We start from the raw sequence: 13,361 nt of genomic DNA, 5'->3' as shown, positions 1-13,361 counted from the left end.
CGAGATACACAAGTGATCGAAAATCTACGCAACATCGCCATCATCGCCCACGTTGACCATGGTAAGACCACCCTGGTAGACAAACTCCTGCGTCAATCCGGCACTCTGGAGCGCAACGAGCTCAACGACGAGCGCGTGATGGACTCCAACGACCAGGAAAAAGAGCGCGGTATTACCATTCTGGCGAAGAACACCGCCATCAACTGGAACGGCTACCACATCAACATCGTGGACACCCCGGGCCACGCCGACTTCGGCGGCGAAGTTGAACGCGTAATGTCGATGGTCGACTCCGTTCTGCTGCTGGTTGACGCTCAAGATGGCCCTATGCCGCAAACCCGTTTCGTGACCAAGAAGGCTTTCGAAGCCGGCCTGCGTCCAATCGTGGTGATCAACAAGGTTGACCGTCCAGGCGCGCGTCCGGACTGGGTTCTGGACCAGATCTTCGACCTGTTCGACAACCTCGGTGCGACCGAAGAACAACTGGACTTCCAGGTTGTTTACGCTTCGGCCCTGAACGGCATTGCCGGTCTGGATCACACCGCCATGGCTGAAGACATGACCCCGCTGTACCAGGCAGTAGTCGACCACGTTCCGCCTCCGGCCGTTGACCGTGATGGCGCGTTCCAGATGCAGATTTCCGCTCTGGACTACAACAGCTTCCTGGGTGTTATCGGTGTTGGCCGTATCGCTCGCGGTCGCGTCAAGCCGAACACCCCGGTTGTGGCGATCGGTGCTGATGGCAAGCGTCGCAACGGCCGTATTCTGAAACTGATGGGTCACCACGGTCTGCACCGCGTTGACGTTGAAGAAGCTGCAGCAGGCGATATCGTTTGCATCAGCGGTATGGATTCGCTGTTCATCTCCGACACCCTGTGCCACCCGGACACCGTCGAGGCGATGAAGCCGCTGACCGTTGACGAGCCAACCGTTTCGATGACCTTCCAGGTAAACGACTCGCCATTCTGCGGTAAAGAAGGCAAGTTCGTGACGTCCCGTAACATCAAGGACCGTCTGGACAAAGAGCTGCTGTACAACGTTGCACTGCGCGTTGAAGAAGGCGACTCGGCTGACAAGTTCAAGGTTTCCGGCCGTGGTGAGCTGCACCTCTCGGTACTGATCGAAACCATGCGTCGCGAAGGCTTCGAACTGGCCCTGGGCCGTCCTGAAGTGATCATCCGTGAAGTTGACGGCGTGAAGCAGGAACCGTTCGAAAACGTCACCATCGACATCCCTGAGGAAGCTCAGGGCAAGGTGATGGAAGAGATGGGTCTGCGTAAAGGCGACCTGAGCAACATGGTGCCGGATGGCAAGGGCCGTGTTCGTCTGGAATACAACATCCCTGCTCGTGGTCTGATCGGTTTCCGTAACCAGTTCCTGACCCTGACCAACGGTGCTGGCATCCTGACCTCGATCTTCGATCGCTACGACACCGTCAAGTCGGGCCACATGTCCGGCCGTCAGAACGGCGTTCTGGTTTCGGTTGAAACCGGCAAGGCACTGACCTACTCGCTGGAAACCCTGCAGGCTCGCGGCAAGCTGTTCGTAGAACACGGCCAGGAGATCTACAACGGTCAGATCGTTGGTCAGAACAGCCGCGACAACGACCTGGGTGTAAACCCAACCAAAGGCAAGAAGCTCGACAACATGCGTGCTTCGGGTAAAGACGAAACCATCGCTCTGGTCCCACCTGTTCGCTTCACTCTGGAACAGGCTCTGGAATACATCCAGGAAGACGAGCTGTGCGAAGTCACGCCTAAGTCGATCCGTCTTCGCAAGAAGATCCTCGACGAAAGCGAGCGTACCCGCGCTGCCAAGAAAGCCAAGGCGTAATCTAGCCTCGGTATGAAGAACGCCCCCGGTCGCGAGACCGGGGGCGTTTTTGTTTGTCTGGGGTTTAAACGATATTTTTGCTGGCCCCATCGCTGGCAAGCCAGCTCCCACAGGGTTTTGGGTCGTATATAAAATATGTGCTCGACCACAATCATTGTGGGAGCTGGCTTGCCAGCGATGGCGGCCGGTCAGCCGCTGAAAATCTCAAGACCGATCAGAACTTCTCGATCGCGCGGAAATTCTGCACGCGCTCGACTTCCTTCGGCTTGTACGCGCAATAGCCCGGCCGCGGGCCGATTTTCGGGTGGTTGCGGCAGGTGTCCGGGCGCTTGTCATAAATGGTGCACAGGCGGCTCTTACGATCCAGGTAATAGCAATCGTTGTTGCTCATGCGCTGGAGGGTGAAGATTCCCGACTTCTGATTGAAACGCTCGACCAGGCCTTCCTTTTGCAAACGCTTGGCGATGTTCTTCGGCGGATCGCCCAGTTCGAACTCGTCGACCACACCGATGCGCACCAGATCCTTGATCTTCACCTCGACCGGCAACGTGCAGCAGCTGGACATGCACGAGCCGCACATCGGCGCCGAATATTTGGCCCACGTATCGAGACGATCAATCTCGGCGGCGGCGATCAGGTTGGGTTTCATCATCGGGAGTTACCAGAGGTGTGCATCAGGGCGCGCGATCATACCGGGACTGGTGGATTTTTGAACAACCTTTCGCCAGATTTTTCTCGATGCCGGCACTTTGCCGGGCAACTCGGCACGGCCCCTGCATTCATTGGTTCATCCGCCAAGGTTATGCCGGACTACCTCACAGTCTCCGGAAATACAGCCGAACCAGAGCCGTTACCGTCGGTCAGACCGTCTAGGCTCAGACAATTCCCCGCTCGCTCGAGGTCCTATTGATGACTCAAGAACCACTAGTTCGCGAAGCAGAGGTGGCCGCATTCCGCGACGCCGTCCTGACCAAACTCACCTATGCAGTGGGCAAGGATCCCGATCACGCCTTTGACCATGACTGGTTCGAAGCCATCGCCCTGGCGGCGCGTGATCACATGGTCGAACACTGGATGGACCACACCCGGCAGATCTACCGCAAAGGCCAGAAGCGGGTGTATTACCTCTCGCTGGAATTTCTGATCGGCCGCTTGCTCTACGACAGCCTGAGCAACCTTGGCTTGCTCGACGTCGCACGTGAGGCGTTGACCGAACTGGGCGTCGATCTGGAGCGCATCCGTTTGCTGGAGCCCGACGCAGCGCTCGGCAACGGCGGCCTCGGACGTCTGGCAGCGTGCTTCATGGAAAGCATGTCGACCCTCGGCATTGCCGGTCATGGCTATGGCATTCGTTATGAGCACGGCTTGTTCCGTCAGGCGATTGTCGATGGCTGGCAGCAAGAGCAAACCGAACATTGGCTGGATTTCGGCAACCCGTGGGAATTCGAGCGGCCGGAAGTGGTGTACCCGATCGGCTTCGGCGGCAGCGTTGAAACCGTCACCGACGCCAATGGCAAAACCCGTCAGGTCTGGTCGCCGGCGGAAACCGTGCGCGCGATTGCCTATGACACCCCGGTGGTCGGCTGGCGCGGCGCCAGCGTCAACACCTTGCGCCTGTGGCGTGCGCGTGCGATGGAAGAGCTGCATCTGGAGCGTTTCAACGCTGGCGACCACCTTGGCGCGGTCGCCGAAGTGGCCCGCGCCGAAAGCATCTCGCGCGTGCTCTACCCGGCAGACAGCACCGAAGCCGGTCAGGAACTACGCCTGCGACAGGAATACTTCTTCGTCGCCGCGTCGCTGCAGGATCTGCTGCGCCGTCATCGCAACATGCACACCTCGGTACTGACCCTCGGTGATCATGCGGCAATCCAGCTCAATGACACCCACCCCTCGATTGCCGTCGCTGAACTGATGCGTCAATTGGTCGACGTCTATGACGTGGCGTGGGATGCGGCTTGGCAGGTAACGGTCGACACGCTGTCGTACACCAACCACACCTTGCTGCCCGAGGCGCTGGAAACCTGGCCGGTCGGCCTGATGGAACGCATGCTGCCGCGGCACATGCAGATCATTTATCTGATCAACGCCCAGCACATCGACTCGCTGCGGGCCAAGGGCATTCATGATTTCGACGTGCTGCGCGCGGTGTCGCTGATCGAAGAAGACAACGGCCGCCGGGTGCGCATGGGCAACCTCGCGTTCCTTGGTTCGCACAGCGTCAACGGCGTGTCCGGGCTGCATACGCAACTGATGCGCAAAACCGTTTTCGCCGAATTGCACAAACTCTACCCGGAGCGGATCAACAACAAGACCAACGGCATTACGTTCCGCCGTTGGCTGTTCCAGGCCAACGCCGAGCTGACCTCGATGCTGGTCGATGCTGTGGGCCCGGAGATCCTCGATCATCCTGAAGAGCGTCTGCTCGAACTGGAGCCGTTCGCCGAGAAAACCGCGTTCCGCAAAGCGTTTGCCGAACAACGCCTGCACAGCAAAAAAGCCTTGGCCTACCTGATTCACGAGCGCCTCGGTATTGCCGTCAACCCGGCGGCGATGTTCGACGTGCAGGTCAAACGCATCCATGAGTACAAGCGTCAATTGCTTAACCTGCTGCACACCGTCGCGCTGTATCAAGCGATTCGTGCCGAGCCGGAAGTCGACTGGGTGCCACGGGTGAAAATCTTCGCCGGCAAGGCCGCGGCGAGTTATCACCAGGCCAAACTGATCATCAAACTGACCAACGACATCGCCCGGGTGGTCAACAACGACCCGACGGTGCGCGGCTTGCTCAAGGTGGTGTTCCTGCCCAATTACAACGTCAGCCTGGCGGAGAGCATCATTCCGGCGGCGGACTTGTCCGAGCAGATTTCCACCGCCGGTTTCGAGGCGTCGGGCACCAGCAACATGAAGTTCGGTCTCAACGGCGCGCTGACCATCGGCACCCTCGATGGCGCCAACGTGGAGATGGCCGAGCGCATCGGTGCCGAACACATGTTCATCTTCGGCCTCAGTGCGCAGCAGGTTGAAGCGCGCAAGCAGAACCACGAGTTCAGCGCCTTGCCGGACATCGCCGCGTCGCATCGTCTGAACGATGTGCTGCAAGCGATCCGCAGCGGTGTGTTCTCGCCCGACGACACCTCGCGTTACACCGGGCTGATCGATTCGTTGATCGACTACGACCGTTTCCTGGTCTGCGCCGATTTCGATTCGTACTGGGAAGCGCAGAAGCGCGTGGAAGCGCACTGGCACGATTCCAATAACTGGTGGCGTTCGGCAGTGCTGAACACGGCGCGCATGGGCTGGTTCTCGTCTGACCGGACCATTCGCGAGTACGCCACCGATATCTGGAAAGCGCTGGAGTAACTTTCCGCAACAAATCTGCGCAAGGCCCAACGTTTGTTGGGCCGGATCGATATACTGAGCGCCGGTTACCGGATGCATCAGTCACTACTCATGCCCTGTGGGGGCGAGCCTGCTCGCGATAGCGTTGTCACATTAAACAGAAATGTTGACTGACAAAGCGCTTTCGCGAGCGAGCTCGCTCCCACGGGGTTTGTGCCTAGACTGAAGCCATCGCCGGACTCGCCCCGCCCCGGGGCTGCTTAGGGATATCGACCATGCAATGGATGTTCATGTTGATCGGGCTGGTGCTCGGTGGACTGCTCGACGAGTCGTTCAGCGCTGCGCTGTTGGGCGCGCTGCTCGGGCTGGCGATTGTGCAGACGATGCGCATCGCGCGGCTCGGCAAACTGACGGCTGCGCAACAGCAGCAGCTCGAACAAGCCAAAGTCGCCTTGCAAGGCGTCGAGCAGCGGCTGTTTCTGCTCGAAGGCGCGCCGCTTCATGCGGCGTCACCGCCGCCTCCTGCGCCCGTCGCCGAGCCGGTAGCCGAGTCTGTCGAAGTCTTCGAACAATCCGCGGCGCCTGAACTGATCTGGGAACTGCCGCCCGAACTCGAGCCGATCACCGCCGCCACCCGTGAAACCAGCCAGCCGCTGCCGGACGATGTCTGGCGCGCCGAACCGGCCCCTCGCGAACCGCAAAAACCTGCCGAACCCCGTGGGCCGAACCTGATCGAGCGTGGCATCAGTGCGGCACGCAACTGGCTGTTCGGTGGTAACACGGTGCTGCGCGTGGGTGTAGTGCTGTTGTTTTTCGGTCTGGCGTTTTTGCTGCGTTACGCCACCGAAGGCATGGTGGTGCCGATCGAACTGCGTTACGCCGGGGTTGCGGCTGCCGCGTTGGGCCTGCTTGCGCTGGGTTGGTGGTTACGCCGGCGCAACACAAATTATGCGTTGATGCTGCAGGGCACCGGGATCGCGGTGCTGTACCTGACGGTGTTCGCGGCGATGCGCTTGCATCCGCTGCTCGATCCTTCGGCCGCACTGGGCCTGCTGGTGGCTGTGACGGTGTTCTCGGCCATTCTGGCAATCACCCAGGATGCCTTGGGGCTGGCCGCTGCGGCTGCCTTGGGCGGTTTTGCCGCGCCGATCCTGACTTCTACGGGGGAAGGCAATCACGTCGCGCTGTTCAGTTATTTCGCCCTGCTCAACGCCGGCATTCTGGCGATTGCCTGGTTCAAAGCCTGGCGCCTGCTCAATCTGATCGGCTTCGTTGGCACCTTTGGCATCGGTTTCGCTTGGGGGCTACGTTCCTATGTTCCGGAGCTGTTGTGGAGCACCGAGCTGTTCCTGATTCTGTTTTTCCTGATGTACTTGGCCATCGGCTTGCTGTTTGCCCGACGCAAGCTGCTCGATCTGGCCGATGCCCCGGGGGACGCTGATCGCGAGGCGCTGTTGCACTGGTCGGTGCGCAAGGGCGATTACGTCGATGGCACCCTGCTGTTCGGCCCGCCGATCATTGGTTTCGGTTTGCAGTTTGCCATCGTCCAGCACCTGGAATTCGCGGCGGCGTTCAGTGCCTTGGCGCTGGGCATGCTCTATATGGCGCTGGCCCGGGTGTTGATGAGTGGGCGCGCAGTATTGCTGGGCGAAACCTGTCTGGCGCTCGGGGTGATTTTTGCCAGTCTGGCGATTCCGTTGGGGCTCGATGCGCGCTGGACGTCAGCGGCATGGGCGGTGGAAGGGGCGGGGATTTTCTGGCTCGGCTTGCGTCAGCATCGACCGTTTGCGCGGGCTTTTGCGCTGTTGCTGCAATTGGGCTCGGCGTTGGCCTTCCTCAGTGAATTGCGAGTCGGCGAAAGCAGTTTGCTCGACGGTGCGCCACTGGGTGCGTTGATGCTCGGCGGTGCGCTGCTGTTCAGCTTCTATCAATTGCGCAAAGCGGCAGTGGAGCAGACCGCGCCGTGGGAGCGCCAGGCGTTGCCCGTGCTGGCGAGTCTGGGCCTGACTTTTCTCTACCTGCTGGCACCACTGTTCTTTTTCATCCAGGGCACGGCGATCAGTTGGGCGCTGGCCGGGCTGGCGACGTTGTGGGTCGGGCTGCGCATTCAATCGCGCACCTTCCTGTTCAGCGCGTTTGCGGTGCAATTGCTCGGCGGCGCGTTGTTCCTGTTGCGCCTGCAAGGCGCGGGCGAGGATTCGTCAGCAGTGTTCAGCGCCGGCTGGAGCGGATTACTCAGCGCATCGCTGATCGGTCTGGCACTGATCGCCGGCATGTTGCTGGCGGCGCGCAATGACATGGTGCGCGGCGATGTGCGCTTGCTGCGCGGTCTGTCGGTGGTGCTGTTGGCCGGCCTGGTGCTGATCAATCTGGCAGTGCTGTTTGTCCTGCCGTGGCAGACCGCGAGTGCGGTGTGGGCGGCCAGTGGTTTGCTGATCATCTGGCTGAGCCTGTATTTGCAACAGCGCGTCAGCTTCGTGTTCGGTCTGCTGTTGCAAGTGATTGGTGGCGCCGCGTTTTTGCTGGCCGGCCCGGAGTTGCTCGGGCCGTTGTCCAGCGAAGGTTTGAAACCGCTGGCCCATGGCGGATTCTGGACGCCGCTGGTGCTGGGGCTGGCGGCGATGATCGGCGCGTGGCGCTTGCAACAGGGTAACCATGCTTCGGCGTTTGATGCGTTGAGTTTGCAGCGTTTGTCCGAAGTGTTGCTGGTGTGGGGCGCCGCTTGGTGGTCGCTGGCGTGGATCAGTGAGGTGCTGCGCTTTGCACCGGTCAATCTGCAAGCCACTTTGCTGCTGTTGGCCGCGGCGCTCAGTGTGGCGCTGTGGACGCTGGCGTCACTGCGGCTGAAATGGCCGGCGCTGGGTTTGCTCTGCACCTTGCTGATCCCGGCGGCTGCGCTGGTATTGCTCGGTGCATGGCAGTCGCGTTATCACCCGGCAGCCGACTTCGGCTGGCCGGCCTGGACGCTCGTATTTGCCGCGCATTTCTTCAGCCTGCGCCGCCTCGCGTCGATGTTGCCGGCCCGCGCTTTGAGTACCGCCCATGTGCTCGGCTGCTGGCTGCTGATCGGCGTGCTGGCGTTGCAGTTGCGTTACGGTCTGCTGCTGTTGTCCGAGCAGTACAACGCGTGGCGCTGGCTGGGCTGGGCGATTCTGCCGAGCGTCTATTTGCTGCTGGCAGCGACGCCGCGCACGTGGCCGTGGCCGGTATCGGCGTTTGCCCGCGAGTACCGTTTTTACGCCGCTGCGCCGCTGGCCGTGTTGATGCTGGCGTGGTTCTGGCTGGCCAACGCTGTCAGCGATGGCAACGCCGAACCGCTGCCGTATGTGCCGCTGCTCAACCCTCTGGAGTTGGGGCTGCTGTTTGCCCTGTTCGGCGTTTATGTGTGGTCGCGCAGTGCGCTGGCGCAACTGTCCATCCGCCGGGACTACGCCGGTTACGCCACGCAACTGGTCGCCGGGGTTTCGCTGTTTGCCTTCTGCACGGCGCTGGTGACCCGCGCTGCGCATCATTGGGCCGGCATCCCCTTCGAACTGGACACGCTGCTCGCCTCGATGCTGGTGCAGGCCGGGTTGTCGATCGTCTGGACGCTGATGGCGCTGGGGCTGATGATCGGCGGTCATCTGCGCCATCGCCGCGAAGTGTGGCTGATCGGCGCGGCGCTGATTGCGCTGGTGGTGGCGAAACTGATTTTTGTCGAACTGAGCAACCGTGGCGGCCTCGCCCGGATCGTCTCGTTTATCGGCGTCGGCGTGTTGCTGCTGGTGGTGGGCTATTTTGCCCCGTTGCCGCCCAAGCGCGTCGAAGCCGAACCGGCGGCGGGCAAACCCGCCACGGAAACCGAAGGAGTTGTCTCTTGAGTCGCATGCTGAATCTGGGTTGGTTGGCGTTGGGCGTGGTGATGGCTGCCGGCGCCCAGGAAAAACCCGCGGACTTCGCCACGCAGGTGCCACTGTCGGTCAGCGGCAACGGCCCATGGTATCGCCTCGAATTGCCGCTAAGCGTGCAACTACAAGCACGCCAGACTGATCTCGGCGACTTGCGCGTGTTCAACGCCGCCGGTGAACCGCAGGCCTACGCGCTGGCCCGCGAATCCGCGCAGACCCGCGACGACGGTCAGTTGCACGACGTCAAATGGTTCCCGTTGTACAACGCCGCCGATGCCAGCGAGCGCGCGCCCAACGTGCGCGTGCAATCGACCACTAACGGCACGCTGGTCGAAGTGCAGCCGTCCAGTCAGCTGGAAGCCGGGGAAGAAGTGCTGCGTGGCTGGCTGCTCGATGCCAGCGCGATCAAGGCACCGTTGCAGCAATTGGTCCTCGACTGGACCAGCGAGCGCGACGGCTTCCAGCGTTTCAGCATCGAAGCCAGCGACGATCTGCAACATTGGCAGGCGTGGGGCGATGGCCAGGTCGCACGGCTGACCTTCTCCGATGAGCGCATCGAGCAGCACGAAGTGACTTTACCGGGGCAGACCGCGCGGTATGTGCGCCTGCTCTGGGAGTCGCCGGGTTCAGCGCCAATCCTTACTTCGGCGCAACTGAAAAGCAGCGACCCGCGTCATCTACCGCTGCCGTTGGTCTGGTCGCAAACCGTGGCCGGCAGCAGCATCAAGGCCGGGGAATACACCTGGCAGCTGCCGATGGGGCTGAATGTCGAGCGCGTGCAGGTTGAATTGAAACAGCCGAACAGTCTGGCGCCGGTCACGTTGGCCGGCCGCCGCGAGAGCAGTTTGCCGTGGCAGACGTTGAGCAGCGGCTTGTTGTACCGCCTGACCCAGAACAATCAGGACGTAGTGCAGAACGAAATACCCCTCGCCGGGCAGACCGTGCAGCAATTGAAGCTGACCGTGGACGAACGCGGTGGTGGGCTGGGTGAGCAGGCGCCGGATCTGAAATACGCGGTGCGCGCCACACAGGTGATTTTCCTCGCACGGGGCGATGGGCCGTACAGCCTCGCGCTGGGCAATGCCACGGTGAAAACGGCTAACCTGCCGTTGACCACGCTGATTCCTGATTTCAAACCGCAGATGCTGGCGACGCTGGGCAAGGCTTCTGTGCAGAGCGAAGCCGTGGTGACGCAGACCTCGACGGCGACCACCGCGGCGGTGGCCGGGACCAATTGGAAAAAGATCGGCTTGTGGGCGGTGTTGTTGCTCAGCGTGGTATTTCTGGGGTCGATGGCGTTCAGCCTGTTGCGCAAGCCGCCCGCCAACACCTGAGAAGGCTGGCGCTGTGCGCCAATCGCGAGCAGGCTCGCTCCCACAAGTGACCGCGTTTCTTCATGTGGAATGCTGTCCTTGTAGGAGTGAGCCTGCTTGCGATAGCGGTCTACCCGCCTACAAAAATCTTCAAACTGCCGCATCAGCCAGGCACCAATAGTCTCGAACCGGTCTACGCTAAATCCGTCACCTGAACTCTCCACCGACAATCACGTCTGATGCAGGCAAATACGCCCCGACGCACGTTAGCGGGCGTCTTCGCTCGCTAGGTTTTCAGACTCCCTGTAAACTGCGCGGGTTTTTAGCCCCCCCCCATTCCACCGGAGCCGTCCATGTCCCGCGTTACCTTGAGTCGCTATTTGATTGAGCAGACCCGCAGCAACAACACTCCTGCCGATCTGCGCTTCCTGATCGAAGTGGTGGCGCGTGCCTGCAAGGAAATCAGCCACGCCGTGTCCAAAGGCGCCCTCGGCGGTGTTCTGGGCAGCATGGGCACTGAAAACGTCCAGGGCGAAGTGCAGAAGAAACTCGACGTGCTGTCGAACGAAATCCTGCTCGAAGCCAACGAATGGGGCGGTCACCTGGCCGGCATGGCGTCCGAAGAAATGGACAATGCCTACCAGATCCCGGGCAAATACCCGAAAGGCGCCTACCTGCTGGTATTCGACCCACTGGACGGTTCGTCGAACATCGACATCAACGCGCCGGTCGGCACCATTTTCTCGGTACTGCGTTGCCCGAACGAATACCTCAGCCAGAACGAGCCGCTGAACGAAAAGGCCTTCCTGCAACCAGGCACGCAACAAGTGGCCGCCGGTTACGCGATCTATGGTCCGCAGACCATGCTGGTGCTGACCCTGGGCGACGGCGTCAAAGGCTTCACCCTCGACCGCGAAATGGGCAGCTTCGTGCTGACCCACGAAGACATCACCATTCCTGAAACCACGCAGGAATTTGCCATCAACATGTCCAACCAGCGTCACTGGGAAGCCCCGGTACAGCGCTACGTCGGAGAGTTACTGGCCGGTGAAGAAGGTCCGCTGAAAAAGAACTACAACATGCGTTGGGTTGCAGCGATGGTTGCCGACGTGCATCGCATCCTGACGCGTGGCGGTCTGTTCATGTACCCGCGCGACAGCCGTGAGCCGTCAAAGCCGGGCAAACTGCGCCTGATGTACGAAGCCAACCCGATGTCGTTCCTCGTCGAACAAGCGGGTGGCGCCTCCACTGACGGCCACCAGCGCATCCTCGACATTCAGCCTGAAGGCCTGCACCAGCGTGTAGCGGTGTTCCTCGGCTCGAAAGAAGAAGTCGCGCGCGCCACGGCATACCACAAGGAATAACCGTGACTGCGCCCTGGCAGCCGTTGCTCGACTGGTGGTTCGGACAAGCCGAATCCCCCGACGCAGTAGCGGCTGAAAAGGGCAAGTTGTGGTTCGGCAAGCGAGCCAGCCAAGACCTCGAAGCGCAGACGCGCTTCGGGGTCTTTGTCGATCAGGCCCTGGCCGGCGAATTGACCGAGTGGACGCAATGTCCCGAAGGTTGGCTGGCGCTTGTGCTTTTGCTCGATCAGCTGCCGCGCATGATCCATCGCAACACCCCCAAAGCCTACTCCGGTGATTTACGCGCGCAGAAGCTCGTCGCCCAAGGCATCGCGGCGGATTTTGATCGGCAGTTGAAACCGATCCAGCGTGTGTTCATTTATCTGGTGTTCGAACACTGCGAAAACCTCGCGGTGCAGAACGAAGCGGTGTCGCGCTTCATCGAACTGGTGGCGGAACAGCCTGAGGATGAGCGGGCAGTGTTCGCCGACAATCTGGATTACGCCGAGCGGCATCGCAAGGCGATTGCCCGGTTTGGCCGGTTTCCGCATCGAAATGCGGTGTTGGGGCGGGAGTCTACGGCGGAGGAATTGGAGTTTCTTTCGGGGCCTGGTTCACGGTTTTAAATCTTCTGTTCGGCTGAGGCCCAATCGCCAGCAGGCTGGCTCCCACAATGCATTTGTGAACGACACAGATCAAATGTGGGAGCCAGCCTGCTGGCGATGGGGCCAATAGCAGCGCTTTAAATTCTGAAACTACCGACCAACTGCTTCAATCGCGCCGCCTGCTGCTCCAGATCCGAGCACGCGCGCAATGTCGCCTGCAGATTTTCCACGCCTTCCTGATTCAGCGTGTTGATCTCGCTGATATCCACGTTGATCGACTCGACCACGGCGGTCTGCTCTTCAGTCGCGGTGGCGACCGACTGGTTCATGCCGTCGATCTCGCCGATACGCTGGGTCACGCTGCCCAGGCGTTCGCCGGCCTGGTTGGCGATGCCGACGCTGCTTTCGCTTTCGCGCTGGCTCTCGGTCATGATGCTCACCGCCTGACGTGCACCGACTTGCAGTTCCTCGATCATCTTCTGCACTTGCTGCGCCGAATCCTGGGTGCGGTGGGCGAGGTTGCGCACTTCATCGGCGACCACGGCGAAACCGCGACCGGCCTCACCGGCGCGCGCCGCTTCGATCGCGGCGTTGAGCGCGAGCAGGTTGGTTTGCTGGGAAATGCTGGTGATCACTTCGAGAATCTGGCCGATGTTCACCGTGTTGCTGTTGAGGGTTTCGATGTTGCCGCAGGAATCGCTGATCTTCGCCGACAGCTGTTGCATGGCTTGGATGGTTTTATCCACCACCTGCTGACCTTCGACGGCGAGGCCTCGCGCATCGCTGGAGTGCTGCGAGGCGAGGGCGGCGTTCTGGGCGATTTCCTGGGCGGCGGCGCCGAGCTGGTTGATCGCCGCGGCGACGCTGTTGGTGCGGCTGGCTTGCTGGTCGGAGTTGTACATCGACGAGTTCGACGCGGCGACCACACGCAGGGCGACTTCGTTGACTTGGCCGGTGGCCGAAGACACTTCGCGGATGGAGGTGTGAATACGCTCGACGAAGCGGTTGAACGAAGTGCCCAGCGCGCCGAACTCATCGTTG

The 13,361-nt window shown here is 61.0% G+C and carries 8 protein-coding genes; 6 read left to right on the top strand and 2 right to left on the bottom strand.

Features of this window, described 5'->3' with window-relative positions; all coding sequences use genetic code 11:
* Positions 1–12 precede the first annotated feature (12 nt).
* Positions 13–1,833, top strand: a complete 1,821-nt coding sequence (gene typA, locus J3P75_RS25990) for a translational GTPase TypA (protein WP_434708681.1) — start codon at positions 13–15, stop codon at positions 1,831–1,833.
* A gap of 214 nt (positions 1,834–2,047) precedes the next feature.
* Here the strand turns inward: typA and J3P75_RS25985 are convergent, their stop codons facing one another.
* Entirely contained in the window at positions 2,048–2,485 is a 438-nt protein-coding gene (locus J3P75_RS25985) for a YkgJ family cysteine cluster protein (protein ID WP_025110918.1), read from the bottom strand.
* A 257-nt stretch (positions 2,486–2,742) separates the two neighbouring features.
* Here J3P75_RS25985 and J3P75_RS25980 point away from each other — a divergent pair, with 257 nt between their 5' ends.
* From J3P75_RS25980 to J3P75_RS25960, 5 genes are all read left to right on the top strand, one after another.
* Positions 2,743–5,193, top strand: coding sequence for a glycogen/starch/alpha-glucan phosphorylase (locus J3P75_RS25980; protein WP_090280262.1), 2,451 nt, complete (start codon positions 2,743–2,745; stop codon positions 5,191–5,193).
* Between the two features lie 254 nt (positions 5,194–5,447).
* Positions 5,448–9,032, top strand: a complete 3,585-nt coding sequence (locus tag J3P75_RS25975; RefSeq protein WP_434708680.1) for a DUF2339 domain-containing protein — start codon at positions 5,448–5,450, stop codon at positions 9,030–9,032.
* Entirely contained in the window at positions 9,029–10,393 is a 1,365-nt protein-coding gene (locus tag J3P75_RS25970; protein ID WP_434708679.1) for a DUF3999 domain-containing protein, read from the top strand. The genes J3P75_RS25975 and J3P75_RS25970 overlap by 4 nt, the downstream gene beginning before the upstream one ends.
* Before the next feature lie 332 nt (positions 10,394–10,725).
* On the top strand, positions 10,726–11,736 hold the full coding sequence (locus J3P75_RS25965; RefSeq protein ID WP_039756611.1) for a class 1 fructose-bisphosphatase: 1,011 nt from the start codon (positions 10,726–10,728) through the stop codon (positions 11,734–11,736).
* Between the two features lie 2 nt (positions 11,737–11,738).
* Complete coding sequence (locus J3P75_RS25960) at positions 11,739–12,341, top strand: DUF924 family protein (RefSeq protein WP_434708678.1); 603 nt, start codon at positions 11,739–11,741, stop codon at positions 12,339–12,341.
* A gap of 116 nt (positions 12,342–12,457) precedes the next feature.
* Here the strand turns inward: J3P75_RS25960 and J3P75_RS25955 are convergent, their stop codons facing one another.
* Positions 12,458–13,222, bottom strand: a complete 765-nt coding sequence (locus J3P75_RS25955) for a methyl-accepting chemotaxis protein (protein WP_425516432.1) — start codon at positions 13,220–13,222, stop codon at positions 12,458–12,460.
* Positions 13,223–13,361 lie beyond the last annotated feature (139 nt).

This window comes from Pseudomonas sp. R1-1 (assembly GCF_051132135.1).
Classification (GTDB): domain Bacteria; phylum Pseudomonadota; class Gammaproteobacteria; order Pseudomonadales; family Pseudomonadaceae; genus Aquipseudomonas.
This window is presented reverse-complemented; position numbering and strand designations above follow the sequence as displayed.

Excerpts from the sequence above, each read along its gene's own strand:
- J3P75_RS25985 (WP_025110918.1), bottom strand. The coding sequence starts at position 2,485 with ATGATGAAACCCAACCTGATCGCCGCCGCCGAGATTGATCGTCTCGAT.
- J3P75_RS25980 (WP_090280262.1), top strand. The coding sequence starts at position 2,743 with ATGACTCAAGAACCACTAGTTCGCGAAGCAGAGGTGGCCGCATTCCGC.
- J3P75_RS25975 (WP_434708680.1), top strand. The coding sequence starts at position 5,448 with ATGCAATGGATGTTCATGTTGATCGGGCTGGTGCTCGGTGGACTGCTC.
- J3P75_RS25965 (WP_039756611.1), top strand. The coding sequence starts at position 10,726 with ATGTCCCGCGTTACCTTGAGTCGCTATTTGATTGAGCAGACCCGCAGC.
- J3P75_RS25955 (WP_425516432.1), bottom strand. The coding sequence starts at position 13,222 with ATGTACAACTCCGACCAGCAAGCCAGCCGCACCAACAGCGTCGCCGCG.